The organism is Staphylococcus sp. GDY8P57P (assembly GCF_017892585.1).
Classification (GTDB): Bacteria; Bacillota; Bacilli; order Staphylococcales; family Staphylococcaceae; genus Staphylococcus; species Staphylococcus borealis.
In genome coordinates, this window is record NZ_JAESLK010000009.1 from 55616 (window position 1) to 82539 (window position 26924).

29 protein-coding genes and 2 pseudogenes are annotated in these 26924 nt (G+C 32.2%); 13 read left to right on the top strand and 18 right to left on the bottom strand.

Annotated features, from left to right (window positions below):
- Positions 1-104: 104 nt before the first annotated feature.
- A complete protein-coding gene (locus KA878_RS04105; RefSeq protein WP_193839146.1) occupies positions 105-1187 on the bottom strand; it encodes a glycosyl hydrolase family 28-related protein in 1083 nt (360 codons plus the stop codon).
- Between the two features lie 172 nt (positions 1188-1359).
- Here KA878_RS04105 and KA878_RS04110 point away from each other — a divergent pair, with 172 nt between their 5' ends.
- The 3 genes from KA878_RS04110 (at position 1360) to KA878_RS04120 (ending at position 4617) form a co-directional block, all read left to right on the top strand.
- Positions 1360-1920 (top strand): cysteine hydrolase family protein, encoded by a 561-nt coding sequence (locus KA878_RS04110; protein ID WP_075109421.1) that lies wholly within the window; start codon positions 1360-1362, stop codon positions 1918-1920.
- A gap of 50 nt (positions 1921-1970) precedes the next feature.
- The gene (locus KA878_RS04115; protein ID WP_193839145.1) at positions 1971-2900 is read left to right on the top strand and encodes a manganese-dependent inorganic pyrophosphatase; all 930 of its coding nucleotides are present in this window, start codon (positions 1971-1973) and stop codon (positions 2898-2900) included.
- A gap of 334 nt (positions 2901-3234) precedes the next feature.
- Positions 3235-4617 carry an aldehyde dehydrogenase gene (locus tag KA878_RS04120; RefSeq protein ID WP_193839144.1) on the top strand — a complete coding sequence of 461 codons (1383 nt, stop codon included), beginning with the start codon at positions 3235-3237 and terminating at the stop codon, positions 4615-4617.
- Between the two features lie 241 nt (positions 4618-4858).
- Here KA878_RS04120 and pglS read toward each other — a convergent pair whose 3' ends face one another.
- Together pglS and KA878_RS04130 are read right to left on the bottom strand one after the other, a co-directional pair.
- The gene (gene pglS, locus KA878_RS04125; RefSeq protein ID WP_193839143.1) at positions 4859-5893 is read right to left on the bottom strand and encodes a 6-phosphogluconolactonase; all 1035 of its coding nucleotides are present in this window, start codon (positions 5891-5893) and stop codon (positions 4859-4861) included.
- Between the two features lie 142 nt (positions 5894-6035).
- Positions 6036-6209, bottom strand: a complete 174-nt coding sequence (locus KA878_RS04130; RefSeq protein ID WP_011275337.1) for a hypothetical protein — start codon at positions 6207-6209, stop codon at positions 6036-6038.
- Between the two features lie 329 nt (positions 6210-6538).
- On the opposite strand from KA878_RS04130, the gene KA878_RS04135 reads away from it, so the two are divergent.
- Positions 6539-7579, top strand: a complete 1041-nt coding sequence (locus KA878_RS04135) for a C45 family autoproteolytic acyltransferase/hydrolase (protein ID WP_193839142.1) — start codon at positions 6539-6541, stop codon at positions 7577-7579.
- A 213-nt stretch (positions 7580-7792) separates the two neighbouring features.
- On the opposite strand, the gene KA878_RS04140 is transcribed toward KA878_RS04135, so the two are convergent.
- From KA878_RS04140 to KA878_RS04150, 3 genes are all read right to left on the bottom strand, one after another.
- Complete coding sequence (locus tag KA878_RS04140; RefSeq protein WP_193839141.1) at positions 7793-8635, bottom strand: DUF4097 family beta strand repeat-containing protein; 843 nt, start codon at positions 8633-8635, stop codon at positions 7793-7795.
- Positions 8632-9189 carry an HAAS signaling domain-containing protein gene (locus KA878_RS04145; RefSeq protein WP_053030403.1) on the bottom strand — a complete coding sequence of 186 codons (558 nt, stop codon included), beginning with the start codon at positions 9187-9189 and terminating at the stop codon, positions 8632-8634. The genes KA878_RS04140 and KA878_RS04145 overlap by 4 nt, the downstream gene beginning before the upstream one ends.
- An 84-nt stretch (positions 9190-9273) precedes the next feature.
- On the bottom strand, positions 9274-9759 hold the full coding sequence (locus KA878_RS04150; protein WP_193839140.1) for a hypothetical protein: 486 nt from the start codon (positions 9757-9759) through the stop codon (positions 9274-9276).
- A gap of 211 nt (positions 9760-9970) precedes the next feature.
- Here KA878_RS04150 and KA878_RS04155 point away from each other — a divergent pair, with 211 nt between their 5' ends.
- Positions 9971-10531, top strand: a complete 561-nt coding sequence (locus tag KA878_RS04155; protein ID WP_053030405.1) for a thioredoxin family protein — start codon at positions 9971-9973, stop codon at positions 10529-10531.
- A 93-nt stretch (positions 10532-10624) separates the two neighbouring features.
- Here the strand turns inward: KA878_RS04155 and pmtD are convergent, their stop codons facing one another.
- From pmtD to KA878_RS14285, 7 genes are all read right to left on the bottom strand, one after another.
- Entirely contained in the window at positions 10625-11353 is a 729-nt protein-coding gene (gene pmtD, locus KA878_RS04160) for a phenol-soluble modulin export ABC transporter permease subunit PmtD (RefSeq protein WP_075109318.1), read from the bottom strand.
- The gene (pmtC, locus tag KA878_RS04165) at positions 11354-12226 is read right to left on the bottom strand and encodes a phenol-soluble modulin export ABC transporter ATP-binding protein PmtC (RefSeq protein ID WP_193839139.1); all 873 of its coding nucleotides are present in this window, start codon (positions 12224-12226) and stop codon (positions 11354-11356) included.
- Positions 12223-12906 carry a phenol-soluble modulin export ABC transporter permease subunit PmtB gene (gene pmtB, locus KA878_RS04170; RefSeq protein WP_193839138.1) on the bottom strand — a complete coding sequence of 228 codons (684 nt, stop codon included), beginning with the start codon at positions 12904-12906 and terminating at the stop codon, positions 12223-12225. The genes pmtC and pmtB overlap by 4 nt, the downstream gene beginning before the upstream one ends.
- The gene (gene pmtA / locus KA878_RS04175) at positions 12903-13802 is read right to left on the bottom strand and encodes a phenol-soluble modulin export ABC transporter ATP-binding protein PmtA (RefSeq protein ID WP_193839137.1); all 900 of its coding nucleotides are present in this window, start codon (positions 13800-13802) and stop codon (positions 12903-12905) included. Before pmtA ends, pmtB begins: the two co-directional genes overlap by 4 nt.
- A complete protein-coding gene (pmtR, locus tag KA878_RS04180; RefSeq protein WP_053030410.1) occupies positions 13799-14179 on the bottom strand; it encodes a PSM export ABC transporter transcriptional regulator PmtR in 381 nt (126 codons plus the stop codon). Before pmtR ends, pmtA begins: the two co-directional genes overlap by 4 nt.
- Positions 14180-14529: 350 nt before the next feature.
- The gene (locus tag KA878_RS04185; RefSeq protein WP_107629928.1) at positions 14530-14706 is read right to left on the bottom strand and encodes an SE1626 family protein; all 177 of its coding nucleotides are present in this window, start codon (positions 14704-14706) and stop codon (positions 14530-14532) included.
- Positions 14707-14881: 175 nt separating this feature from the next.
- Complete coding sequence (locus KA878_RS14285) at positions 14882-14977, bottom strand: Trp-rich small protein (protein ID WP_228480641.1); 96 nt, start codon at positions 14975-14977, stop codon at positions 14882-14884.
- Between the two features lie 193 nt (positions 14978-15170).
- On the opposite strand from KA878_RS14285, the gene KA878_RS04190 reads away from it, so the two are divergent.
- Positions 15171-16457, top strand: coding sequence for an aminotransferase class I/II-fold pyridoxal phosphate-dependent enzyme (locus KA878_RS04190; RefSeq protein WP_193839136.1), 1287 nt, complete (start codon positions 15171-15173; stop codon positions 16455-16457).
- A gap of 391 nt (positions 16458-16848) precedes the next feature.
- Here KA878_RS04190 and KA878_RS04195 read toward each other — a convergent pair whose 3' ends face one another.
- Positions 16849-17367 (bottom strand): ClbS/DfsB family four-helix bundle protein, encoded by a 519-nt coding sequence (locus tag KA878_RS04195; protein WP_193839135.1) that lies wholly within the window; start codon positions 17365-17367, stop codon positions 16849-16851.
- Positions 17368-17652: 285 nt separating this feature from the next.
- Positions 17653-17766 (bottom strand): annotated as a pseudogene (locus tag KA878_RS04200) (iron-hydroxamate ABC transporter substrate-binding protein); the annotation flags it as partial.
- A 308-nt stretch (positions 17767-18074) separates the two neighbouring features.
- Here KA878_RS04200 and KA878_RS04205 point away from each other — a divergent pair.
- The 3 genes and pseudogenes from KA878_RS04205 to KA878_RS04215 all read left to right on the top strand — a co-directional run bounded on the left by KA878_RS04205 (position 18075) and on the right by KA878_RS04215 (position 18924).
- On the top strand, positions 18075-18404 hold the full coding sequence (locus tag KA878_RS04205) for a hypothetical protein (protein WP_193839134.1): 330 nt from the start codon (positions 18075-18077) through the stop codon (positions 18402-18404).
- A gap of 17 nt (positions 18405-18421) precedes the next feature.
- A pseudogene (locus KA878_RS14630) lies at positions 18422-18541 on the top strand (LPXTG cell wall anchor domain-containing protein); the annotation flags it as partial.
- A 44-nt stretch (positions 18542-18585) separates the two neighbouring features.
- Positions 18586-18924, top strand: a complete 339-nt coding sequence (locus tag KA878_RS04215) for a hypothetical protein (protein WP_193839133.1) — start codon at positions 18586-18588, stop codon at positions 18922-18924.
- Positions 18925-19097: 173 nt separating this feature from the next.
- Here KA878_RS04215 and groL read toward each other — a convergent pair whose 3' ends face one another.
- A complete protein-coding gene (gene groL, locus KA878_RS04220) occupies positions 19098-20717 on the bottom strand; it encodes a chaperonin GroEL (RefSeq protein ID WP_075109233.1) in 1620 nt (539 codons plus the stop codon).
- Positions 20718-20769: 52 nt separating this feature from the next.
- Positions 20770-21057 (bottom strand): co-chaperone GroES, encoded by a 288-nt coding sequence (gene groES, locus KA878_RS04225; protein ID WP_053030415.1) that lies wholly within the window; start codon positions 21055-21057, stop codon positions 20770-20772.
- Positions 21058-21233: 176 nt separating this feature from the next.
- Here groES and mroQ point away from each other — a divergent pair, with 176 nt between their 5' ends.
- On the top strand, positions 21234-21974 hold the full coding sequence (gene mroQ, locus KA878_RS04230) for an intramembrane glutamic endopeptidase MroQ (protein WP_193839132.1): 741 nt from the start codon (positions 21234-21236) through the stop codon (positions 21972-21974).
- A gap of 47 nt (positions 21975-22021) precedes the next feature.
- Here mroQ and KA878_RS04235 read toward each other — a convergent pair whose 3' ends face one another.
- Positions 22022-23827: an SdrH family protein gene (locus KA878_RS04235; RefSeq protein WP_210142065.1), complete on the bottom strand. Its 1806-nt coding sequence runs from the start codon at positions 23825-23827 to the stop codon at positions 22022-22024.
- 187 nt (positions 23828-24014) lie between these two features.
- On the opposite strand from KA878_RS04235, the gene KA878_RS04240 reads away from it, so the two are divergent.
- From KA878_RS04240 to KA878_RS04250, 3 genes are all read left to right on the top strand, one after another.
- Positions 24015-24638, top strand: a complete 624-nt coding sequence (locus KA878_RS04240; RefSeq protein WP_053030418.1) for a nitroreductase family protein — start codon at positions 24015-24017, stop codon at positions 24636-24638.
- 197 nt (positions 24639-24835) lie between these two features.
- A complete protein-coding gene (locus KA878_RS04245; RefSeq protein ID WP_193839130.1) occupies positions 24836-25621 on the top strand; it encodes a carbon-nitrogen family hydrolase in 786 nt (261 codons plus the stop codon).
- A 736-nt stretch (positions 25622-26357) separates the two neighbouring features.
- Positions 26358-26924, top strand: coding sequence for an accessory gene regulator AgrB (locus KA878_RS04250; RefSeq protein ID WP_193839962.1), 567 nt, complete (start codon positions 26358-26360; stop codon positions 26922-26924).

Sequence of the window (26924 nt, forward strand, 5' to 3'; positions counted from 1 at the left end):
GAGAATTTCATCAAGAAATTCTACAAGCAAAGCAAGCTGGGAGTGGGACGACGAATTTAAAAGAATTCTGTCCCACTCCCATTTTGTCCTACTTGCAAACTGTTTTATTCTATATTTATTTTCCTAATTGTGACGTCCTCATCCTGATTTAAAGTCAGGTCAGCTATATCCTCTAAATGTATCGTTTGTGATGTATCATCAAACGTATTCCCTGCAATAAATACTTGCTGATGTTTTACATCATTATAACTTCTAATATGAATGGCATCTTTTTTCATTTTCCCACTAAAATGATTACTAATTACACTGAAGTTTTCACCTGCTTGAGTTGGCATAACCAAGCCTGTGTTAGGGTCAGCAGCATTCTTTCCATCTTTCACACCTAAAAATCGAATACCACCTTTACAATTTTTGAATTCATTGCGTGATATAATCATGTTTTTAGCTTTAAGAGGTGTTAATGCATAATCTTCCATTCCATCAAAACAATTATCTTTAATATGCACATTGTCATAGAATTTATTATATCTACTTGCGTGCGAGCCAATCGCTCTATTCCATGGGCGCATGTGTTGGTCTTCAGAATCACCGAAATAACAATTCTCGATAACAACGTTTTTAGTAATGGTTCCATCTGTCGTACCAAATTTAGGGAATGCACCTGGGACTTGAATATCCAATTGAATCGCTTCTGAAAATGAGCGGTCGCCATCAAAATCATTAAATCCCTTAAAATGACAGTTCTTGATATATAAGCCATTAATACCACAGGCATCTAAAGCATGTCCACCTACGACATTTAATACCGTTACACCAATCAATTGGATGTCTTCCGCATGTCCAATTGACATTGCAGTATTGTTATACGGAAATTGACCACCATTCATATCAAATGTTCCACCTTTAATATAAATCTGACTATTTCCTTGATATCCTTTATAAAAGCCAAAGCGATGTCCGTTTTTTAAAAGGGCATCCTTACCACATCTTAGCAATGTGGTATCATCTTCAAGTAATAGTGTCGTTGCACCGTAAATAATGAGTGCTTTCGAAATATGATACGTACCACTCGGTATAAACACAGTGTGTTCACCATATCTTGCTTTATTCAATGCGCGCTGTATTGCTTTCGTGTCTTTACGTTTATTATGTCCTTTTAGTCCATAATCTTGAGCATTAATTAACATATCGTATCCCCTATCTCAACTTTCCAATCTTTAAATCTATAGGCTATGTACCATTTTAGAATGGGATTAGCTATAATATATGTAATGATTAATGAGGTAATCATTTAATCGTTTCTATATAATTATACAATTTTTAAATACCTCAAACATTAATTCGAGAGGATGATAGCTCATGACTAAAAAAGCACTTATCGTTGTCGATTATTCTTATGATTTTATTGCAGATGATGGCCGCTTAACATGTGGTAAACCCGGCCAAGATATTGAAACGTTTATCCTAAACCGTCTTGAAACGTATCAGACACATGACCAAGATATTTTCTTTATGATGGATTTGCACTATGAAAATGATCCTTTCCACCCTGAGACGCAGTTATTCCCTCCTCATAATATTGAGGGCACATCAGGGCGCGAACTGTATGGTAAGGTTAAATCGTTTTATGATAACTTTAAAGAATGCGAGAATGTTCATTATCTAGATAAACGTCGCTATGATTCTTTCTACGGTACGCCTTTAGATAGCCTATTACGTGAAAGAAATATCACAGATATTGAAATTGTAGGTGTATGTACAGATATTTGCATTCTCCATACTGCCGTATCAGCATATAATTTAGGATATCACATCACTATTCCTAAAGATGGTGTTGCTTCTTTCAATGAAAATGGTCATGTGTGGGCTTTAGGACATTTTGTAAACTCATTAGGCGCAGAGGTAGATGTTCCTAAATAAAACATGATAAAATAAGATGAAAAATCAAATGATAAGGGTGGATAATAACAATGGCAAAAACTTATATTTTTGGACATCAAAATCCAGATACAGATGCAATCGCATCAGCTATAATCATGGCTGATTTTGAACAATTAACTGGTAACTCTGAAGCGACGCCATATCGCTTAGGAGATATTAATCCTGAAACTCAATATGCTTTAGATCACTTTGAAGTTAAAGCACCAGAATTATTAAGTGATAACCTAGATGGCCAAGAGGTTATCTTAGTCGATCATAACGAATTCCAACAAAGTGCTGAAACAATTTCTGATGCTGAGATCAAACACGTTGTAGACCATCACAGAATCGCAAACTTTGAAACTGCTTCACCACTTTGGTATCGAGCAGAACCAGTTGGTTGTACAGCTACAATTCTTTATAAAATGTATAAAGAACGTGGATTTGAAATTAAACCACACATTGCTGGATTAATGATTTCAGCAATCATTTCTGATAGCTTATTATTTAAATCACCTACTTGTACAGATGAAGATGTAAATGCTGCTAAAGATTTAAAAGACATTGCAAATGTTGATTTAGATGAATATGGCTTAGATATGTTAAAAGCTGGTGCATCTACAACGGATAAATCTGCTGAAGAATTATTAGATATGGACGCTAAATCATTCAATATGGGTGACTATGTTACACGTATTGCACAAGTTAACACGGTTGACATTGACGAAGTCTTAAATCGCAAAGAAGATCTTGAAAAAGCAATGTTAGAAACAAGTGCAAATGAAAAATACGACTTATTTGTATTAGTCGTAACTGATATTATTAATAGTGACTCTAAAATTTTAGTCGTAGGTGCTGAAAAAGACAAAGTTGGCGAAGCATTTAAAGTTCAACTAGACGATGGCATGGCATTCTTATCAGGCGTTGTCTCTCGTAAAAAACAAGTGGTACCTCAAATTACAGAAGCTTTAACTAAATAAAACATTTAGGTTTTTAATTAACCGCCTATATATGTAAGGCTATGACATTAATCATTAAACAATACTACTTTGCAAATGCGCAGTAGCTAACAGAACCGAGAGGGCGTAAGCTTTTCTCGGTTTTAGTTATCTTTGCGAGCTAGACCCCAACAAAGCGCATTTCATCAAGAAATTCAACAAGCAAAGCAAGCTAGGAGCGGGCGACGAATTTAAAACAATTCAGTCCCGCTTCATTTTTATTGAAATAAATTTAGGGTATAGATATGATGAATGACATCATACATTTTAATAAAGTTTTTTAATTTAAAAAGGATTCATTAGGAGGTATCATATATTGCCGACCATCGAGCAACAATTCGTAGAGAGTAAAGCTTTTTTTAAAACACATAAAACAAAAGATTTAAAATTTCGAAAGCATCAGTTAAAACTGTTAAGTAAAAGCATTAAAAATCATGAAAACGATTTACTTGATGCGCTTAAAACAGATTTAGGAAAAAGTCCTGTTGAAGCCTATGCTACAGAAATTGGATTCACTTTAAAAAGTATTAAAACAGCACGTAAAGAATTGAAAAATTGGGCTAAAACAAAACAAGTTGACACCCCTCTATTTATGTTTCCTGCAAAAAGTTATATTAAGCAGGAACCTTATGGCACAGTACTAATCATTGGTCCATTTAACTATCCAGTTCAATTGGTATTTGAACCCTTAATTGGCGCTATCGCAGCTGGAAATACAGCGCTTGTTAAGCCATCTGAATTAACACCTCATGTTGCCACAGTCATTCGTCAAATTATTGAAGACGTGTTTACACCAGATTATATAGCTGTTGTTGAAGGAGGTATTTCTGAGACACAAACATTAATTCAACTACCTTTCGACTATATCTTCTTTACAGGTAGTGACAAAGTTGGTCAAATTGTATATGAAGCTGCTAGTAAAAATTTAGTTCCTGTTACGCTTGAATTAGGTGGAAAGTCTCCTGTTATTGTAGATGACACAGCTAATATCAAAGTTGCAAGTGATCGTATTAGTTTTGGTAAATTTACAAATGCTGGTCAAACATGCGTAGCACCAGACTATATATTAGTAAATAAGAAAGTTAAAAACGAATTGATTGAGGCGCTTAAACAAAGTATTCAAGAATTTTATGGTCACACGATTGAGGAAAGCCCTGACTTCGGTCGCATCGTCAATGATAAACATTTTAATCGCTTAAATGAATTACTTAACGTACATCAACAACATATTATTTTCGGTGGCCATACAAATGCATCAACGCGCTATATAGAACCAACTTTATTAGATGGCATCACACCTAACTCTAAAATTATGCAGGAAGAAATTTTTGGTCCACTTTTACCTATCATTACTTACGATGATTTCAATGAAGCAATCGATATTGTGCAAAGTAAAGCTAAACCATTGAGTCTATATTTATTTAGTGAGGATGAGAATAGCACACACCGTGTGTTAAATGAATTATCATTCGGCAGTGGCGCAATCAATGATACATTAATGCATTTAGCAAATCCTAAACTACCATTTGGTGGTGTTGGAATGTCTGGTATCGGTCAATATCACGGTAAATATACTTTTGAAACTTTTAGCCACAGTAAGTCATATATCTTTAAATCTACACGATTAGATTCAAGCGTAATGTATCCACCCTATAAAGGTAAATTTAAATATATTAGAACCTTTTTTAAAAATTTATAAATTCATTCGAAAAAAGAGAGTGGGACAGAATTCTTTTAAATTCGTCCCACTCCCAGCTTGCTTTGCTTGTAGAATTTCTTGATGAAATTCTCTTTGCTGGGGCCCCGCCCACCTCCGCAAGGATGACTAGAACTGAGAAAAGCTTGATTTAAGTGCCTTCTCAGTTCAGTCAGCTACTGCGAATTTGCAAAATAGCATTATTATATTATTTATGTCCCAGCCTGGCTATTTATATAGTTTATTAAATAAAGCTAACATGTACACCCTCAGGTGCATTGTATTGCTTATCTGTTGGCGTTAATTTACCTGTATGTGTATCTCTTTTGAATACGGTAATGTCGTAATTTCCTTCTTGATGGGCACATACTAAGTAGTTATCTGTTTCAGTTATATTAAAATCTCTAGGAAATTGGTCTCCACTTTTAACAATTTCTACTGGGTTTAGTCCAGCACCATCATCTGTAATCGTGAAGACAGCAATACTATCATGACCGCGATTACTAATATATAGCGATTGTTGATCATGAGATAATCGGACAGCAGCTAGTTTAGTATCTTCATTGAAATCTTCTGGAATCGTTAAATGACGTTCTATTTCTTTAAATTTGCCATCCTCATACTTAGCAACACTTACATAATTAGATAATTCATGAACAATGTATGCATATTCGCCATTATTATGAAAAGCAATGTGTCTAGGACCATCTTGATCTTTAAATTGAGACACTTTATACTCTTTTAAGCCTTCACTACTATATTCATACGTGACAACACGATCAGTACCTAAATCCGTAGCTACAACGTATTTACCGTCAGGTGTTTCATTTAAATAATGGACATGTGAATGCTCTTGGCGTTCGTGACTACCAAGTGGATAGTCGTGGTGCAATTCTTGAATTAACTTCACAATTTCACCTGTCTCTTTATTTAATTGATATATTCTAGCGATACCCGCGCCGTACACCGCTTCAAACAAGAAATTATGATCTGTGGATACTGAAATATAACAGCCTGTACCCGCTTCAGAAGCTAAGCATTTATTGATTAATGTTAGTGCACCTGAATGGTCTTTTTTAAATGCTGCTACTCCGCAATGTGTTCCCTCTTTCGTGATGGCATATAAATAATCGTCGGTTTGCGCAAGGTAGGTTGATGCTTCAATTTCATAACCCGTAGTAACAGCACTAATGTGACCATTATCTTCATTTAATTCGAATAAATAAATCCCTTTACCCTCTTTTTTCGTATATGAACCGATATAACCCTTAGTTGTCATCAGTATACCTCCTAAGTTCTAGTTATCTTTATTTTATTAAAAGAAGGGGCACTATGACAATTATTCTTAATCGCTCTAACCCATTAATTAAAAAGAAAAACCAGTAACCTCAAAATTGAAGTTACTGGTACTATTACGCAAATTACGCGTTATTACTTTCAATATCTGAAACGATTTCTTTCGTTTTTCTTTCGATATCTTCAAAGTCTTTTTTGAAGATGTAAGCAAATGCTACAACACCAACACCAACGACTACTGATGTAATAACTACTAAGCTTAATAAGAATTTGAATAAACCTTTAATTAAATCCCACATGTATGTTTCACCTCTAAATAGAAATAAGTATGTTTACAATATTATATATTATCATACTTACTGTTATCATTAAATAGATACCTTTTTTCGTCTTATAATAATCACTAAAAATTGAATTTCAAAAACTTCATAAGTTTTCAATTGTACATTAGTTTAATACATCCACCAAGCTTTTACTTTGTTATATACTTTTAAATAAGCGTCCTGAAACATAGTACCCCTCCTTGTTTTTTAAAATTTTCTTGCTATTATGTTTAGTATAGTAATAATTATATTAGTTTTCAATTAATGCTATTTTACAATATTTTGAATTTTCAGGAGGCCTTCTCATGCAACAAGTGAAATCAGATATCATGACGTTTCGAGGGTCACATTTTGATTTAGGTGTTAAAACAGCGCAATGGCTTAAACAAACGCCTTTACTAGAAAATCGTGAACGTGAATGGAAAAAACGTATGCCTCGTTTTGATATAGATGTTAATGAAACTTATTCAGTTTTTCAAACATATGCACCCCAAATTTGGGAAGAAATTATGGGAATGCAAGAAATACTGAATCTACCTACAAAACAAATGATATTAAATTTTGCACATTATCGTTTCACAGATTTAAAAGAAAGTGGCTGTACTGTATTCCAAGGCCCAGATTATATGATTCGTAATTATGATTATCATCCTGCCACATATGATGGAAGATACTTATTATTCCAACCCAATGACGGTGGTCTAGCGCAAATTGGACCTACGTCTAGAGTGACAGGTCGTATGGATGGCATGAATGAAGCTGGTTTGACGATGGGATATAACTTTATGCATCGTAAACATCCTGCTAATGGCTTTGTATGTTATATGATTGGACGCCTTGTTTTAGAATATTGCAGAGATGTAGATGAAGCTGTTAAATTCTTAAACGAACTTCCACATAGAAGCTCATTTAGTTATATTTTAATGGATAAAAAGCTTAATCACGCCATCGTTGAAGTGACACCACGTTCATTTGATGTTAGATATGATAAAGTATGTACAAATCATTTCGAAATCTTAACACATGAGAATCGAAATTACACGAAAGAATCACGTGAACGGTTAGAACGGACGATTTCTCAAACTTCACAATCCCTAGATAAACATACAGCCTTTAAATTATTTAATGATCCGAAGTTTGAAATTTATAGCAAATTATTTAGAAGTTGGTCAGGTACAATACATACGTCAATGTATGAACCACAAAACTTAACCGCTTGGATGACGTTAGGTGAAAATCAAGCTCCGACTTCAATTAATTTTCAATCATGGCTTGATGGACATGAACTAGACATTCAGCAATTTAAAGGTCAAATTGATACCGATTTAACTTTCGCTAATTATTAAAAAAGAGGCTGGGAGATAAATAATATAACGAAGCTATTTTGCAAATTCACAGTAGCTGACTGAACTGAGAAGGCACCTAAATCAAGCTTTTCTCAGTTCTAGTCACCCTTGCGGGCGGGGCCCCAACATAAGCAGGTTGGGGATACGACGAATTTAAAAGTATTCTGTCCCACTCCCTACATGACAAATGATTGCCTCTTGTTATGTAGGCAATCATTTTATTTTAATATCTTTTTTAACAGTGTAAAACTCAACCACATTATCACTATTTCCTACCTTACCGTTGTTAAATGCTTTATTCTCAACTTTAGCTTCACCAGTACCTGGATGTAATTTTAATAACGTATTTTTCGGTTTATCTTTATAGTCCAAATAAATAGAATCATGTTTACTTGAACCTCTAACATCCGTTTCACTATACATATCTGTGAAATTCAAATGACCTTCTTCAGTCACAAACAGGGCGTTTTGAAGTATTGTCTTGTTTACTTTAATGGCACCTAAATGCGTCTTAAATTTACTGTTGTGGATTTCACTATTTTTAATGTTTACACTACCAGAATCGCTCTTAAAAATAAGGTTATTTAATTTAGAGTTGTTAACTTTTAAATGTTTAGTACCTTGGTAAATCAAACCATTCTTAATATTAATCCCATCTAAAATTATATTTTCAAAATTTGAATGTATATCTAAATTGTTTATATTTTTATTAGGAATTGTAATTTCGATTTCAGATTTGCTCTGATTAAAAGGGTTAATATTGATGCTATAACCTCTTTTGTTTGATCTATGCTCTTTTACATTTAAGGTATCATTTGTGTGATATACCTTAACATCATTATCCCCATAATATTTAACACCACAATGGTTACCTTGTTTAATTGTGACTTCTGAATTGTAACTCTCAACATTTAAATTAGTCATTTTCATATGATTGTAAGCTTTATCATATTTGAGTTTTTTAAATTCATCTTTGTCGTGTACAAACCAGACTAAAGTTGCAGCCAAGAAAAAACCTATAAATATTACTATGCCAGCTATCATTGCCTTTTTCATTGTTTAATTCTTCCTTTAACTGTTTGGATATACCAAGTTAAATATTTTAATACAAGTCGATATATATTTTGCGTGATTTTCATTGTGAGTACAAATAAAACGATACCAATCCCTGCATATGAAATGCTAAATAAGAAATTGCTAAACGAATCAACAATCCCCTTGACGATACTCATCGAAATAATGATTAATGGAAGACAAATTAAAAAGACTGAAAATAAAAACACACCAAATAATATCACTAAAAATATCACTATAGGAATAATAATAAAGAAAAATGAAAGTACACCGAGACTCAATGACGCCATTATTGCTCTAACAATATTTTGAAGGTTAGGGGTAACTTTAGCATAAGAAATCGCTTCTTTCGCTTTGACTTCCTTACCAATATCATGTGGTTCACGCAAGTCTGATATGATGTCTTTTTCTGATTTCCCTTTTGTTTCTTGTTCATAGAAATGATTTTCATAATCATCCATAAGTTTGTCTTTTTCTTCTCTTGGCAATTGATCTAGTTCTAATTCAAGTTCATTTAAAAAGGTAATCTTATCCATTTTTTCACATACTTTCTTAATTGAATTATCTCTATTTCATTGAAAAAGTAGCTTGCTTAAAATTGAATTATACGCGGATCACTGTTAACGACTAAAAAATTCAATTCGTTTAACCACATTATCTTTATACAAAATGGATAGTTTCATATGATGATCTTTATCAACATAGATTAATGCATCATACCCCCTACCAACTTTGTCCTTACGATAGTTCTCACCCAAGTAGTTAATGGCATGATCAACGTTGTCTCCAATTTTAATGCCAAAATTAGTTGTCACGTCCTGATCATTAATGAGCACTATTCCTTTTACCTTCTGGTGTTTATTTTTGACTTTCACCGTTAGATTTTTATGATTTTTATCATTGTAAAATTTATATCTGTCCAACTTAATATTACGATTAATCTCGTAATTATCATCATTAAATTGTTGATTCATTTGAATACCATTAATTTTCACTTCTGTAAGATCAATAGTTTTTTCATTTTTATAGATTGTAAGACAAATAACGACTATCAAAGCTATGATTGTAAAGATAATAAAAATTACCCATCTATTTTGTATACGCAAATGTACCACCACTTCTATTCTTAATAACTTAAATATATCATAACCGCTTACTAAGAAACATCTATCCACGAAGAATCGTTTCTTACACAATTGTAACGTTAATTTATCATTATAAGAAACACAGTCATACTAATATATTTTGAGTTTTATAATTATCCATTTTCAGTGAAAATTGTTATAATAATATAAATTTAATGGGGAGGTATTTCTTATGGCTAATTTAGAAACGTATTTTAAAAAGAGTCAACCACTAGATGACTATATCGAAAACATGACTGTAAATAAAGACAACGTATTATCGATTTACAATGCATTCACGCCACCTTCAACTGACGACAGAATCGGTCAACTTAAAGACCGTCCCTATTCGAAAGTGTTAGTTATAAGTGAAGATTGGTGTGGCGACGCTATGATGAACTTGCCTATACTAAAGCATATTAGTGAGTCTCTTCAGCTAGAAGTTCGTGTATTCCATAGAGATGAAGATACAGATCTAATTGACCAGTATTTAACAAATGGTACTGCACGTTCGATTCCAATCTTTATCTTTATGAATGATCAATTTGAACAAGTTAGTGTTTGGGGACCAAGAGCGCGTGAAGCTCAAGACTATGTTACGCAACTAAGAGCTGAGAAATTACCTAATAAAGAAGCGCCTGATTATAATGACAAGGAGAAAGAGGTTCACCACGAAATCGCTACTAAATATAAATCAGATTCTGAATTATGGAATCAAGTTTATGATTCCATTATCAGTAAATTAATGCTATAAACGCAAATAAAAACAAATTGGGTAGTGAAGCAGATATTATTTTATTTCTGCTCCACTACCCTCTTTATTTAGGAACAACTTCCTATGCTTGTCTTATATATCTCTTTTAGCTGCATAAGCAATATTCGCAATGAATAAAACAACAATTGATGCTAATGAGATAAACCATTGCCAATTTGAAAATTTAATGCTATCCGTTTGAGATTTCTCAGTTAAATAACTGAAAGGAATATATTTTAGTGATTTTTGAATTTTTTCGCCCCAATCAGGAATCAAACCAATAAAAGGTTGAATAAACGGTACGATAAATACTAAGAAGATGCCTAACGTGAAAATAACTGCTGGTTTTTGAACTATTAATGTAACTAAGAATAATAGTAAACCAAAGAATAGTAAGAAGATAAGATAGAACCATATGTTCGTTAAGAACTTATCTCCGTCTAAATTTTTTCCATCAGTAAATGCTTGTACTAACATTAAAGTAATATATGTGATAAGTGCAAAAATAAAAGAAATTAACACAATTGAAATTGTTTTAGCAATGATATAACCAATTCTATTCTTCACTTTGTTCATATACAGTTGAATCGTACCTTGAGAATAATCACGAGTAATCGTCTTAATCACTACTAGCAAGCCAAAGAATAAGAACATCCAATTTGCCATAGATAAAATTGACGAATAATTTACTTGATCATTATTTCGTGCCATTAAGAATGTTATTAATCCTAAAACTAACCAGATTAATAGTAATGCAATGTAAGTTAGATAACTTTTACAAAAACTCAATATATCATATTTAACTAATTGTAAACTTCTCATTTATTTGTCACCTCTTTGATTAATATTAAAGTACGTATCACGAAGCGAGCTTTTTCTTGTTTCAATATACTTAGGATATAGATCTTTTTGTGCTAAAGATTTGAGTAATTGTTTGTAATCTTTTTGCGCCTTAATCATGATTTCTCCACTATCTTTATGAGATTGAAGTACGTTGAAATGTGCTGTTAAATAGTCAAGCGCTGTGTTAAATTCTTCAACTTCGAATTTAAGTGATGTATGATCTTGAGCGCTACCGTCTTTCATATTAACGTCTTGTACAAAGTTACCGTCACGTAAGAAGACAGCTCTATCACAAATCAATTCTATATCTTCTAATTTATGGCTTGAAATTAATATTTTCATTCCTAAATCATTCACTAATGATTGAATCGTTTCTAAGACATCAATCGAACCATCTGGATCCATACCATTGGTTGGTTCATCTAGTATTAAATATTTCGGTTTATTCATTAATGAAACAGCAATCGCTAGTTTTTGTTTCATACCCATTGAATATTTTTTTACCTTTTTCTTAATGTATGGTCTCATACCAAATGCGTCTATAATTTTATCTGTATAATCTTTGTCGAAACCTTTTCCTAGAACCTGAGCAAATAATCTCAAGTTATTTAAACCTGTTTTATTATCATAGAGCTTTGGATGTTCAATAAGATAACCTACGTTCTCGCTATCGTTTAATTGAACCTTTCCTTTGAAATTAATAATATTACCATTCATTACTTTCATTAATGTTGTTTTACCAACACCATTTTTACCAATTAAACCTACAATTTGACTATCTCCAAAATCAAAATTGATATTATCTAAAACATCATTATCTCCATATGTTTTTGTAATGTTTTCTAATTTCATGTAAGCCCTCCTTTATTTTCACGCTGATTGATACGTTTTAATTGAATCAAATAGTTTATAATCATCCAAATAATACTTAAAATCAATAAACCGTAATTGTAATAGACGTCTAACACATTATAGGTATAGTAGTGTTGGAACACGAGTATATTAATAACTGCGAATACCGTTGTTATTGCAAATGGTATAGCCAACATCATAATCATAATATATGGTGCATAAGCTATGCCTTCACGCTTTCTTTCAGTGTTCCTACTAAATGCAATTGGAATGCTGAAAAAATTCACGAATATAAAAGCTATTGCAGTTGAATACCTTAAATCTCCAAAATCTATATTGGACGATTGAAAATTATATAATGCGATAATACATCCACCAAATAACGTTAACACAATACATGTAATATAATTTGCGTTGAGCATATCTTTCTTAGAAACAGGTAAGCTTTCGTAAAATAAATACGAACTTTTTCCACCTAACCTTCTATGCAGTCTAAATAAATGTCCAGAATCTAAAATGCTGACAACCATTAATGTGATAGCAATGGGTGCATAGAACAGAAAATAAAGTTCGGTTTTAGAAAGTACCAATGCATATAGTGGATTAAAGAGCAATAACGCAAGATAAATGACTATTGTTACACTTCGACATTTAAAATTTCTAATTAATAATTGCTTCATTTTACCAACCTACTTTGCTGAAATTCTTGTTGATTGTCACGCAGATGAGATTTTTCGATATAAATCATTAGTTCTTCTATTGTAGGTTGTTGAATATTAACGTTGTTTGCAAACAATTCTTTAAACACTTGAGCATGTTGCGTAAATCCTTTAAATCCAGTCGATTTCACTTCTTTATAAAGAAATAAACGATTTAATTCTTCGTCTAAATCTTCATTATCACCTTGTACTATTGCGTATTGTTCTTGTAATTGATGGCGGAATCCTTGCATGATAATTTCTCCATTTTTTATGTGTACAAGATAGTCAGCAATTTTTTCTAGGTCTGAAATGATATGCGTTGAAATAAATAATGTCTTATTTTCATCGAGTAGTTCACTTTGTAATATTTCTAACACTTCATTGCGAACGATTGGGTCTAAACCTGCAGTTGGCTCATCCAAAATGAATAATTCTGCATGGTGACTCAAAGCAAGCGCTAGTGACAATTTCATTTTCATACCTGTTGAGAAATGCTTAATTTTATCATTAAAAGGTAGTTTAAATTTCTCTAAGTAATATTTGAACGTTTCTGAATCCCAATCACTATAAAATGGTGATACCATTTTTTCTAGTTTTTTTGGAGTCCATTGTTGATTAAAGTAAATTTCAGAATAAACAAAACCTAATTTATTTTTAATCCATTTCGGTTTATTTGTAATTCGTTCACCGAAAATGAAAATATCACCATTACTAGGTTCTAATATATCCATTATCAACCGAATCATTGTCGTTTTTCCTGCGCCGTTAGCCCCAATGAACCCAGTTACAAATCCTTGAGGAATATTGAATGAAAGATTGCTAATTGAAAATGCTTTATTTTGATACGATACATTTTTTACTTCAATGACATTCATTCTTCTTCCTCCTCATAAATTAAAGTTAATATTTCTTTTAATTCTTTCAGAGGCATATCGATTGTTTTAGCTTCTTTGATCATTAATCGAGCAAGGTTTTCTATTACAAAGAATTGCTTTTCTTTTAATATTGAACTATCTTGTTCTTTAACAAAGGTGCCTTTACCTCGAACAGTTGTAACAAATCCATCTTTTTCTAAATCTTCGTAAGCTCTCTTAGTCGTGATTAGACTCACTTGCAAATCTTTTGCCAGCTCCCGCATCGAAGGTAAGTGGCTACCAGCTTCAACATAGCCTTTTAAAATATTTTCTTTGATTTGTTGCTTGATTTGTTCATAAATGGGTTGTTCACTGGTGTTTTTTAGAATAATTTTCATTGATGTCCCCCTTTAATAACTGTATATACATAATATACACACTATATACACGTTTGTAAAGTCATATACGTAAATATCCCTATAAAACAAAGTTATTAAGATAAATTGTATATATATAATAGATACAATAAAAAAGTGGGAGTGGGACAGAATTCTTTTAAATTCGTCATCCACTCCCAGCTTACTTTTCTTGTAGAATTTCTTAGTGAAATTCTCTTTGTTGGGGCCCCGCCCGCAAGGTTGACTAAAACTGAGAAACGCTTGACTTAAACGCTTTTTCAAATCAGTCAGCTACTGCGAATCTGCAAAATAGCATGAGTATATTATTTATGTCTGAGATTCTTAAAGTGCTATTTTTTATTTTTCTTTCTATCATTACTACGATTAATAAAAGCACATATCATAAACATGATTGCAGCTAATAATAATTTAACGCCTTGATCTTCATGTCCTGAAGCTTGTAAGTAATAACCAATAACAAATAAGACAATTGCCAAGGTCACGAAAATCTTAGTTAAATGTTTCATCATAATTAACACCTCAATAACCGTATTATAACAAACATCAAGAAATATTACGGTTTCAATAGATATTTAAAATTGAAAATATGCTTCCATATGTTAAAATTTAAGTGTATCCACGAATTACATTACACAGCCCCTAACTTGTAACGGCAAGTTAGGGGCCTTTGTGTATGGTCATCTACTTATCTTTCCACTTAGATTCTAACCAAACACGAAATATGACGAGTATACCACCCGTAATCAGTGTCACCATACCCTCTAATAGCCACGACATTACACTACACCTCCAAATGAAAAGTGTCATATCTTATGATGACCTGTCATCATTTTAACACAAAAAGCGAACAAATGTTCGATTTATAAGAATCTTAACTATCAATTCTATGTAATCATAATAGGAACACTTTATCTTTATGACATTTAAAGATAATATATTATTAAACACTAAAAAAAGTGAGGTTAAATAAATGAACCCATTAGCTCAAAACTTAAATAATCAACTTGTTGATGATTGTCCTGAAATTTTAAGTATGCTTTCAACGCTAGGCCAATCTATGTACTATCCAAAAGGTATATTATCTCAATCGGCTGATGCTAAAAAAACAAAATACAATGCGACAATTGGTATGGCTACAAATAAAGATGGAAAAATGTATGCTGATACGTTATTTGATGTCTATAATCATCTATCACCTGATGACGTATTTCCATATGCACCACCACAAGGATTAGAAGCTTTAAGAGATTTATGGCAAGATAAAATGCTCAAAGAAAATCCTGATTTATCAAAAGAAACGATTAGTAGACCAATTGTCACTAATGCGTTGACTCATGGTTTATCTCTAATTGCTGATTTATTTGTAGAAAGTGGCGATACGATCTTAGTACCTACACACAATTGGGGTAACTATAAATTAATATATGAAACACGTCATTCAGCAAATATTGAGACATATTCAATATTTAATCAAGAAGGTCACTATACAACAAATGATTTAGTAACTACTTTAGACAACTACAATCAAGATAAAGTCGTTCTCATTCTGAATTACCCTAACAATCCTACTGGTTATACACCGAACAAAGATGAAGTTGCAACTATAGTATCAACTATTCGTTCACTTGCTGAAAAGGGCACAAAAGTGATAGCTGTTGTTGACGATGCTTACTACGGTTTATTTTATGAAGATGTGTATCGCCAATCTATATTTACTGCGTTAAATCAAATTGAATCAAATAATATATTACCGATTCGTTTAGATGGCGCTACTAAAGAATTCTTTGCTTGGGGACTACGTGTTGGTTTCCTTACATTTGGTCTAAGCAATCATACAGCTAAAGAAGTGTTAGAGGCGAAAGTTAAAGGTTTAATACGAAGTAATATTTCAAGTGGACCAATGCCTTCACAAAGTGCTATTAAATACGTCTTAGAACATCATGACCAATTTGACAAAGAAATTCAACAAAATATTGATACTTTACAACAACGATATGAAGTAACTAAGTCAGTTGTATATGATGATAAATACAAAAATCATTGGCAAGCATATGATTTTAACTCAGGTTATTTCATGGCAGTCAAAGTCAATGGCGTAAATCCTGAAGAACTTCGTACGCATTTAATCAATGAATATTCAATTGGAATCATTGCTTTAAATGACTCTGATATCCGAATTGCGTTTAGTTGTATTGAAAAAGATGATATTCCGCATGTGTTTGAATCAATCGCAAAAGCAATAGATGATTTAAAGTAAACAATTGATAAAATGAAGTAATGTAATTATGATGTTAAGAAAAAGTTCTCATATTCGATTAATTCATTCTTTCAGAACGACAAAACAACTCGAAAACTGTGATCTTAATGGTAATTATTTTTTCAATATTGCTTATTATTACTTTTATCTCAACGTCATATCATTTGTATCTTTACGCATTTACGTCAACTGGACACGTGCCCAAAAATTTATATTTTTTCATAGGATCACTCATTTTATTTATTCTATTTGGAGCATGGTTACTAGATTTATTATAATTTTTTCTATTATCATTCTTAAGTAATGTAAAAAACGAGTCTTGGTTATAATGCCAAGACTCGTTTTTATTCTAGATAGTATCGTTTTTCATAAAGTTATCATCTTATAAAAGTTATCTATCTAATTCTGTTTTCTTCCACTTTCTAATTTTGGTTCTAAATGTCTTAAATGGTGCTACTGTGTTAATATGAATCCACTTCCAAACTGGCCATTTGGAAGGCGTTGATGAAGCCCATTGCCTTTTATCACTCTCAAATAATGTTTTATCATCTAAACTTTTAATTAATTCAATCATGCTATCTACTTCTTCATTAAACTGATTAATAAGTTGTTCTAATGTGTAATTTGAGTAGGTTTGATAAAATTCTTGATATAGTCCCCCTAAATTATTCCACTTATAATTCGGGCTAGGTGTTACAACGGATATATTATTTTTATTATCCCTTTCCCAAGATTGAATTAAATTTAACCATCCTAACTGATATGCAATCATTTGCGCTGGTGTCCTATCAATACCAGTTTTATATATATCCTTTTCTGCTTCTGATACATCACTAAATTCGTGAATAAATAAATCGGCTCTTTTCCTAATTTCAATTATTAAAGCATCTTTATCCGCATAAGTTTGCATCTCATCACCACCAATTATTTATATACTTATTATATAATATTCCATCCAATTAAAATATGTATTTATCAACTATAATTTAAACCTAAATTTAATATTTTTATTATTAAAATATTTTCATCTATCAAAAAACGCTTTTCAAAAGAAGTCATCTTTTGAAAAGCGCTTATGTTACTAAATCAAATTAGCTTATAATGTAGTTTGATTCAAACCATTTTATTGTATAATTATTGATTTAATTTGTAGTTAATAAGATTCATTTAAAATTTCTTCATTTAACCTGCTTCTTTAATTTTCTAATATGCTTGGATCTGTGAACCAGTAATCCTCTGCTTTATAAGAAATAACATGTCCATGGACAGCATCAATGTTTTGCCATGTCTTTCATTTTTCAAAATCAAAATTACTATTTTTTTAATAATCTTCTTAATACAGGGCTTCAGTTTAATAGTCTTATCTTATTTCCTACTAACTAACATTATTCAAAAATCTTATTTAAAGACATAATATGTCTTTTCTATTTGTTAATTTGTATTGAGCACTACTTAAAAAAGTAGTTTTAATAATTATCAAGGAGGAAATCTAAAATTTTATTAACATCAGCATTAGCAGGACCAATATTATTTATAGGGGGTGGAGCAAGTCAACATGTACATGCAGCTGATAGTGTAGTAAACACTAACAATGCGACTAATATCGCTATTGAAGTTATGAATAAAAATGGTAATGATGGCCCTAGATTAGAAAATTATTATGATGTAGAAAATAAAGGGAATTACTATTTAGTTCAGTATGGTAATAAATCTGGTGCTGGAACTGGAGCTATAAGGGTTTATAAAAACGGCGATGTAACTAAAGAAAGTGGATACAATGCTACTATTGACAAAGGTAACTTCACTTATATTGGCAAATATGATTTGGACAAATCTTTGAATAGCCAAAAGCTATCTAACAATAATTATCAATCAGTTCAAAATACTAAAAAAACTACATCAACTAACGACAACAGAAATATAACAAATGGAATTGACATTCCCTAAATGAATCTAAACCAACTAGTAAATCTTTACCAGAAACAGGTAAGCAATCTAATTCTAATTTAATTTCTATTGTCGCTTCTATATTATTAGCCGCTGGTTCTTTATTAGCATATGGGCGACTTTCTATATCTAAATAATTATTATCATAAGATATTAACATTACTTATTCGGAGGATCATTTATGAAACGTAAATTAATTTATTTTATCTCAATTACTTGCTTAGTATTATTACTTGCTGCATGTGGTAATGGACTAAAAGAAGGAAAATATAATTTTGCACAGAGTAGTGGTATTGACTATTTAAATAGTGACATGGTTTTGGAGGTTCCAAAAGATAATGCCAATACAGCTAAATTAACATATGGTGGCGAAACATTAAAAGTTACAATAAAAGGTGGAAAAATGATATTTTCAGATGGTAATGATAAAGAAAGTATAAATTATAAAGTTGAAGAAAATGGTGAAACTATCAAATTAGATGGCGGAGAAGGTCATAATGCAATATTTAGAAAACATTAACAACCCTAAAATCCTTTAAATTTGTTTCAAAGCCATTTTAACATGTTTTATTAGTCATATTTTATATATCGTTTTAAAGTAAATCTTAAAAATACCAACCCCTTTTTAAGTACAATAAAAGGGTAGCTTATTCAGCTACCCTTTTCCTATTCTATCATAATATATTTGTCGTTTTACATCATGCCTGGCATGCCACCCATACCTGGATTGTCATTATTATCTGGTTCAGGGATAGTTGCAACTACTGCTTCTGTAGTTAAGAACATCGCAGCAACACTTGCAGCATGTTGTAATGCAGAACGCGTTACTTTTGTAGGGTCAACGATGCCTTCTTCAAGCATATTTACCCATTCATTCGTTGCGGCATTGAATCCAACACCGGCATCTGCATGTTTTAATCTCTCAACAATAACTGAACCTTCAAGACCAGCATTCTCAGCAATTTGACGTACAGGTGCAGATAACGCTTTAAGTACGATATTCACGCCTGTTGCCACATCACCTTCCGCTTCTATTTCTTCTACTTTATTATAGATGTTTACTAATGCCGTACCACCACCGGCAACGATGCCTTCCTCAACTGCAGCACGTGTAGAGTTTAAAGCATCTTCAATACGTAATTTACGTTCTTTCAATTCAGTTTCAGATGCAGCTCCGACTTTAATTACTGCAACACCGCCAGCTAATTTAGCTAAACGTTCTTGTAATTTTTCTCTATCAAAATCAGAATCCGTTTCTTCAATTTGTGCTTTGATTTGACTGACACGTGCATCAATACTATTGTCATCTCCATCGCCATCGACAACTGTAGTATTATCTTTAGTTACTTCAACTTTGTTGGCAGTACCTAGCATATCAATAGATGCGTCTTTTAATTCTAAACCTAAATCATCCGTAATAACTGTAGCGCCAGTTAGGATTGCTAAGTCTTCTAACATCGCTTTACGACGATCACCAAAACCAGGTGCTTTAACTGCAACTGCAGTAAATGTACCACGCATACGGTTTAATACGATATTAGTTAAAGCATCACCTTCAACTTCGTCAGCTACAATTAAAATTGGACGACTTGATTGCACGACTTGTTCTAATAAAGGTAAGATATCTTGGAAAGAAGAGATTTTTTTATCTGTCACTAAAATATATGGTCTTTCTAATTCAGCAATCATTTTATCTGAATCTGTAACCATGTATGGTGATTGATATCCTCTATCAAACTGCATACCTTCAACAACTTCTAATTCTGTATCTAGTCCATTTGATTCTTCAATTGTAATAACACCGTCATTACCCACTTTATCCATTGCTTCAGAAATATATTTGCCAATTTCTTCATCTGCTGCTGAAATAGCACCAACTTGCGCAATTTCATTTTTATTTTCTACTTTTTGAGAGATATCGTGTAGTGCTTGTACCGCTACTCTTACAGCTTTATCGATACCTTCACGCAGTCCTACTGGGTTCGCACCACTTGTGACGTTTTTTAACCCTTCTTGAATCATGGCTTGAGCTAATACAGTTGCTGTTGTAGTGCCATCACCAGCAATTTCATTTGTTTTATTCGCTACTTCTTGAACTAATTTCGCACCCATATTTTCGTAAGGATCTTCTAATTCAATTTCTTTGGCAATTGTAACACCATCATTTGTAATTAATGGTGCGACATACTCTTTATCTAAAACTACATTACGTCCTTTAGGTCCAATTGTAACTTTAACAGCATTGGCTAATTTATCTACACCACGTAACATTGCTTGTCTTGCATCTTCAGAAAATTTTAAGTCTTTAGCCATTTAATGTACCTCCATTATGTCAATAAATTTAATGTTGATTATTTATAAAATTTTAGTCTTCAATAATAGCAAGTAGATCTTCAACATTTAAAATTAAGTATGTTTCATCTCCACGTTTAACTTCTGAACCAGCGTATTCTTGGAATACTACTCGGTCTCCTTCTTTAACCTCTGGAGCAACCCTTTCACCATTGTCTAGAACTCGTCCAGTTCCAACAGCTACTACTACACCTTCGTTAGACTTTTCTTTCGCACTGTCAGTAAGTACAATGCCACTTTTTGTTGTTTGTTCTTGTTCTTTGCGTTCAATAATCACACGATTTCCTAATGGTTTAAGCATGATCGTTCCTCCTTAACAGGTTCCTTTTTAGCACTCGAAATAATTGAGTGCTAATCTACATCTTATATTAATCAAATTTGGTCAATTTTTCAAGCGAAAGGATTATCTATATTTTGTATAACATACAAATTTACGATAAACTAACTAATGTTGATTATTATTTTTGGAGGAATAGAATGAAGAGAATTTGGGTAGCATTTCTTACCATTGTTATTTATGCTTTAGCACAGTTCTTACCCTTATTAATACAGCATTTACCTTTCTTTAGTAATTTAAAAGGGATGGAACTTGCAAAAGCTGGCGTTTATACTCAAGTGATTTTATTTGTAATCGCGGCTTTATTAATTATTTGGTTAAACAGTATCATTAAAAATCCAACTAGATTAGAGCAAGGATATAAAGAACCTAAACGCTACATTTTACCATGGGCTTTACTAGGATTTGTTGTAGTTATGATATACCAAATGGTAGCTAGTCTAATCACTATGTGGTTAGTCGGTCAACCACAGCAAAGTCCTAATACTGAGAGAATAATGGCAATTGCTAAACAGCTTCCAGTATTCATATTATTAATCTCAATTGTCGGTCCAATACTAGAAGAATATATATTCAGAAAAGTTATATTCGGTGAAATTTATAATAAAATTAAAGGAAACCGAATTGTCGCATTTTTAATTGCTTCTATTGTAAGTTCAATTTTATTTGCAATCGCACATAATGATGTTAAATTTTTCTTCATATACTTTGGAATGGGCATGTTATTCTCGCTTGCTTATGTCTTGACTAAACGCATTGCAGTTCCAATTATTATCCACATGCTACAAAATGGTTTTGTAGTTGCAGTCCAATTTTTCTTTGGTGATACGGTTAAGCAGTTACAAGAACAAAGTAATTTTATTGTTCATTTATTTATGTAAAAGTTAACGGGAGTGGGACAGAATTCTGTCCCACTCCTGTTTTTCTTTTAGTTTTTAATTTTTCTATAAATAAATCCACCAGTGACGCCTATGAAAATCACAATTATAGATGTGATTAAAGCTATATTAATGTTTTTATATTTATCATTATTTTCCGCTTCTTTACTCTCCTCTTTACTATCTATAATTTTATCTTCATCGTGACTCTGAATATCAGCCTCTTCTTCTTTATCCCTATCACTTGGTTTTTTCAAGTCTGGCATTGAGCCAATTTCACCCATGATGAGTGCCAATACTTGCTCATCTAAATTTTTGTAATATTTTTTTGAGTTTAATGGATTAAAATACTCAAATCTAAAGTAGTTTGAGCCTTTTTGCAAGTAATCTAAATATTGATTATTAAATGATTGTTTGCGAAAAAGTCTATAAAAATCTTGATTTGAAATGTACTCATTATTATTGCCTAACCTATTAACCTGATTAATGATATATGGGTTATATTTATATGAACCATTAGCCAAATCATTTAATCTGTTTAAAAGTGCCGATTGACTATAGAATGGAAATTGATTTTGTCTATGATCATTATTTGTATAGACTTCCGTATCATTTTGGTTATGATGATGTTGTAAACGTCCACCATAATACCATTGATTAGTCGTAGTTGAACCATTCATTTCTGATTGATTTTGGCGTTTATTCGGATATATATGATGAATCATTGAATCAGACACATTATGATCGTGATGTGACCAAGTCGGTTGTTGTCCTTGATCAGTTCCATAATTATTTTCTTGTGGATTATGATTTGTCATTTCATTTGGATTTGAATGTCCTGAGTGTTCATCCTGGTGATTTCCGTGATTATTTGAACTATGATTGTTAGAACTACCATTGGAATGGTTTTGCGAACCATTGTTTGAACCGTTTTGTCCAGAACCTGTGTTGTGTTCACCTTGATTAGAGCCAGAATGTGTAATCCCATCATGGTTTGGTGGTTGCTGAGGATTACCACTTTCTCCTGGCTTATTTCCTTCATCTGGTTTATCTGTTCCTTGATTGCCTGGCTTGCTTCCTCCATTATGTTGACCTGAATCATCATTCCCTGGCTTACTTCCTTCACCAGGTTGATCCTTTCCAGACGCTCCAGGTTTGTCTTCTTCACCTGGTTTATCCGTTTCTTGATTGCCTGGTTGATTTGATTCGCCCTCACCTGGCTTGTTTCCTTCGTCTGGTTTGTCTGTATCACTATCCCCGGGCTGGCCTTCTCCTTCTTGATTACCTGAGTTATTTTCCCCAGGTTGATCTTTATCACCAGGATGCGTTGTATCGTCCTCATCAGAGTTGTTGCCTTCATCTGGTTTATTCGTTTCGTTCTCACCGGGTTTGTGTTCTTCATTTGGATTGTCTACATCTTGATTTCCGGGATTGATTTCTCCTTCTTGGTTACCTGGATGACTATTTCCTGGTTTACTTGAATTTTCCTCGGTATCATTGCCATCATCGTTCTCCGGTTGACTGTTTTCAGTTGAATTATCATGATTCATAGTATTGTCATGATCTGACTGCGTATCACCATTATCTTCAGTAGATGGTTTCATCTCTCCATGGTTTTGACTATCTGAGTTTTTTTCTGAAGCAGCAGTATTTTGGGTATCAGATTGATGATTGTCATAATGGTCATTCTGATTATTTAAATCATTTTGTGTACGTGTATCTGTAGTAACCGCATTCTGATTAACCTCATCTGTAGCCGGTTGATTTTTATCTGCAGCTTTCACCTCGTTCTCATGACCTATCACAGATGTACTCAATGCTAAAATCAGGCTAGTTTGGGCTAATTTCTTTTTCATCAATCTTCCACCTCCTTGTGTTTTATAACACTTTCAGTATAAAGAATATTTATCTATTATGCATGGATATATGATTAATGATAAAAAATATTAATACTTTTGACATTTTTTGTAAAAAAACATTTTACAAATACTAGTATAATATTTATACTTAGGATATAACTTATACAAACAAAGGAGATTTTACATGGGCTTATTTAGCAAATCGAAAACGAAACCATTTTTACAAGAGATTGAAGATAGACGTACAATTTATAGTACAGAAACTACCATTTCAATTAGTGACAAAGAACTCGAAGATATGATTGAACATATCATTAAATACACACCTTCAGCTTTTAACTCTCAATCTACAAGAATTGTATTATTATTAAATGATCAACATCATAAATTCTGGGATAATACTAAAACTGTATTAAAAGATGTTATGGGTCCTGATCGTGATTTCGCTCCAACCGAGCAACGCATTGATGGCTTCAAACATGCTTATGGTACAATTCTTTATTTTGAAGACGAAGATGTTATTAAAGGCTTGCAAGAACAAATGCCAAATTATGCTGATAACTTTGCAAACTGGTCAGTTCAAACGAATGCAATGCACCAATTTGCTATCTGGACTGCTTTAAGTTCAAAAGGTATTGGCGCTTCTTTACAACACTACAATCCATTAGTTGATCAAATTACTACACAATCATTTGATATCCCAGCTTCATGGAAACTTGTAGCTCAAATGCCGTTCGGAGATATCCGTGAACAAGCTGGCGAGAAAGAAATTCAACCTACTGACAACAGATTCATCGTTAAAAAATAATTTATCTATAACTTACTTAGTTAAATCAATCATTAAAGACTCAATTTCTACTTAGACACTTTGTTCTATTTGAAGTTGAGTCTTTTTTAACGTATTTTTCTATAGCATCTGCATAGATTAAGAAACTCGCTCAATTTTTGATTTTCTTTTTTTAATTTAGTAAATTAGAGTTAATCTTGGGATGAGGAGATTTTAAAATGAAAGTACAAATATTTCAATTTTATGTTGAATACGGTAACGTTGAAAAAAATGAAAATAAAATTAAAAGTTGGTTTGAAAATAAATTAGAAGCAGATACAGAGGTCGTTGTTCTGCCGGAAATGTGGAATAACGGTTATGCATTAAATGAGTTGAACCAAAAAGCTGATAGAGAACTTAGCCGCAGTTTCCCATTCATTCAATCATTAGCACAACAATATCATGTCGATATTGTCGCTGGTTCCGTTTCTAATATTAGAAATGGTAAAGTTTATAATACTGCATTTACTGTTTCTAGAGAAGGACATCGAATTAATAAGTACGATAAAGTTCATTTAGTCCCTATGTTGGATGAACCGACATATTTAGAAGATGGTAAAGCAGTCCCAGAGCCATTTTCACTTTCATCAGGTACGCTAGCAACACAAATTATTTGTTACGATTTACGTTTCCCTGAGTTATTGCGATATCCAGCGCGCAATGGTACACAAGTTGCATTTTATGTTGCACAATGGCCTACACCAAGGTTAAATCATTGGAAAGCCCTGCTTCAAGCACGTGCAATTGAAAATGATATGTTTATTGTTGCATGTAATGGAACGGGAAACGATGGTAATACAGACTATGCTGGTCATTCTATGATTATCAATCCAAATGGTGAGATTTTAGCTGAACTGGGTAACGAAGAAGATACTATTGCTCATAATATCGATCTTAAAGAAGTTGATATTCAACGCGAGACTATCCCTGTATTTAAAAATTTAAAACCAAATTTATATAAATAGTGCAACATACTGTATCCAATCGTTTGGGTACAGTTTTTATTAACGACAAAAGTCGCGAGCTTGGGAGGAACTCGCGACTTTCATATTAAGGGAATGTTTTTTACAGTTATTTCAATCTTTGGGGATGTTATTAATTATGAAAATTCTACAATAGCTTACATCCTGAAAATATTTAACTTCTATATCATACAATAGCTAAGTTAAATACCTTCCACTGAGTTTCAACTTCAGTAACTTTGCTTGTTTCATTAATAAGTTGGGATGGCTTATTAATGAATACGTTTAACTACACGAAGAAAACAAATTAAGATAACTTCTAAATAAATTAGAAGCTTCTTTATTAATAATGTTCGATGGGACATTACTAATATTGAAATGGTTAACCAAAACCATTCACAACACTTACAACATATGGTAATAGGATTAATGATTTTGCAACTACAAACAAAACCATTTACCTCGATTACCAAAACAATAACTATTAAATTTAAAGACTAAGATTATTAAGTTTTTATCACTCGTAAGTGATATGAGTCTATTTAAACATAACCTTCCAATTTATTTTTAATTATTTCTTAAATCGCATGTTTTTATACATAACTGTAATATTTTATATGTTAAAATATTACTTGTAATTTCAATATAACAGTTAAGTATTTATTTTGAACAGTTACGCATAACCCCCCAGACCAATTGCGCTAAATTGTATAATCAATATAAGGAGAGTGGCACGCTATTGAAAGCAATTGATAAAAAGATTGAGCAATTCGCATTATACTTGCAACGTAAAAACAACCTAGATCATATTCAATTTTTAAAAGTGAAATTGGGATTACAAGTCGTTGTAAGCAATCTTGCTAAAACAATTGTGACCTATGGTGTTGCACTTATCTTCCATACATTTCTATACACTTTATTTACACATGTTAGTTATTTTTTAGTTAGACGTTATGCACATGGGGCACATGCAAAATCATCATTGTTATGTCATGTTCAAAATTTAATATTTTTTGTCGCTTTACCTTGGGTAGTTGTCTACATTAATCTAAATGTGGGTATAATATATTTGGCTAGTATTGTGGCTTTTGTATTAATAGTACTATTTGCTCCATCAGCCACAAAGAAACAACCAATACCACTACACTTAGTAAAACGAAAAAAATTATACTCTGTTATTTTAGCAATGGTATTAATAACTATTTCTATAGTTTTACCAGTGCCTTTCAAAGAACTTATTGTATTAGGGATATTTTTAGAAAGTTTAACGTTATTACCAATCTTTTATTCTGAGGAGGATAATTAA

Excerpts from the sequence above, each read along its gene's own strand:
- KA878_RS04105 (WP_193839146.1), bottom strand. The coding sequence starts at position 1,187 with ATGTTAATTAATGCTCAAGATTATGGACTAAAAGGACATAATAAACGT.
- KA878_RS04110 (WP_075109421.1), top strand. The coding sequence starts at position 1,360 with ATGACTAAAAAAGCACTTATCGTTGTCGATTATTCTTATGATTTTATT.
- KA878_RS04115 (WP_193839145.1), top strand. The coding sequence starts at position 1,971 with ATGGCAAAAACTTATATTTTTGGACATCAAAATCCAGATACAGATGCA.
- pglS (WP_193839143.1), bottom strand. The coding sequence starts at position 5,893 with ATGACAACTAAGGGTTATATCGGTTCATATACGAAAAAAGAGGGTAAA.
- KA878_RS04130 (WP_011275337.1), bottom strand. The coding sequence starts at position 6,209 with ATGTGGGATTTAATTAAAGGTTTATTCAAATTCTTATTAAGCTTAGTA.
- KA878_RS04135 (WP_193839142.1), top strand. The coding sequence starts at position 6,539 with ATGCAACAAGTGAAATCAGATATCATGACGTTTCGAGGGTCACATTTT.
- KA878_RS04140 (WP_193839141.1), bottom strand. The coding sequence starts at position 8,635 with ATGAAAAAGGCAATGATAGCTGGCATAGTAATATTTATAGGTTTTTTC.
- KA878_RS04145 (WP_053030403.1), bottom strand. The coding sequence starts at position 9,189 with ATGGATAAGATTACCTTTTTAAATGAACTTGAATTAGAACTAGATCAA.
- KA878_RS04155 (WP_053030405.1), top strand. The coding sequence starts at position 9,971 with ATGGCTAATTTAGAAACGTATTTTAAAAAGAGTCAACCACTAGATGAC.
- pmtD (WP_075109318.1), bottom strand. The coding sequence starts at position 11,353 with ATGAGAAGTTTACAATTAGTTAAATATGATATATTGAGTTTTTGTAAA.
- pmtC (WP_193839139.1), bottom strand. The coding sequence starts at position 12,226 with ATGAAATTAGAAAACATTACAAAAACATATGGAGATAATGATGTTTTA.
- pmtB (WP_193839138.1), bottom strand. The coding sequence starts at position 12,906 with ATGAAGCAATTATTAATTAGAAATTTTAAATGTCGAAGTGTAACAATA.
- pmtA (WP_193839137.1), bottom strand. The coding sequence starts at position 13,802 with ATGAATGTCATTGAAGTAAAAAATGTATCGTATCAAAATAAAGCATTT.
- pmtR (WP_053030410.1), bottom strand. The coding sequence starts at position 14,179 with ATGAAAATTATTCTAAAAAACACCAGTGAACAACCCATTTATGAACAA.
- KA878_RS04185 (WP_107629928.1), bottom strand. The coding sequence starts at position 14,706 with ATGAAACATTTAACTAAGATTTTCGTGACCTTGGCAATTGTCTTATTT.
- KA878_RS14285 (WP_228480641.1), bottom strand. The coding sequence starts at position 14,977 with ATGTCGTGGCTATTAGAGGGTATGGTGACACTGATTACGGGTGGTATA.
- KA878_RS04190 (WP_193839136.1), top strand. The coding sequence starts at position 15,171 with ATGAACCCATTAGCTCAAAACTTAAATAATCAACTTGTTGATGATTGT.
- KA878_RS04195 (WP_193839135.1), bottom strand. The coding sequence starts at position 17,367 with ATGCAAACTTATGCGGATAAAGATGCTTTAATAATTGAAATTAGGAAA.
- KA878_RS04205 (WP_193839134.1), top strand. The coding sequence starts at position 18,075 with ATGAATAAAAATGGTAATGATGGCCCTAGATTAGAAAATTATTATGAT.
- KA878_RS04215 (WP_193839133.1), top strand. The coding sequence starts at position 18,586 with ATGAAACGTAAATTAATTTATTTTATCTCAATTACTTGCTTAGTATTA.
- groL (WP_075109233.1), bottom strand. The coding sequence starts at position 20,717 with ATGGCTAAAGACTTAAAATTTTCTGAAGATGCAAGACAAGCAATGTTA.
- groES (WP_053030415.1), bottom strand. The coding sequence starts at position 21,057 with ATGCTTAAACCATTAGGAAATCGTGTGATTATTGAACGCAAAGAACAA.
- mroQ (WP_193839132.1), top strand. The coding sequence starts at position 21,234 with ATGAAGAGAATTTGGGTAGCATTTCTTACCATTGTTATTTATGCTTTA.
- KA878_RS04235 (WP_210142065.1), bottom strand. The coding sequence starts at position 23,827 with ATGAAAAAGAAATTAGCCCAAACTAGCCTGATTTTAGCATTGAGTACA.
- KA878_RS04240 (WP_053030418.1), top strand. The coding sequence starts at position 24,015 with ATGGGCTTATTTAGCAAATCGAAAACGAAACCATTTTTACAAGAGATT.
- KA878_RS04245 (WP_193839130.1), top strand. The coding sequence starts at position 24,836 with ATGAAAGTACAAATATTTCAATTTTATGTTGAATACGGTAACGTTGAA.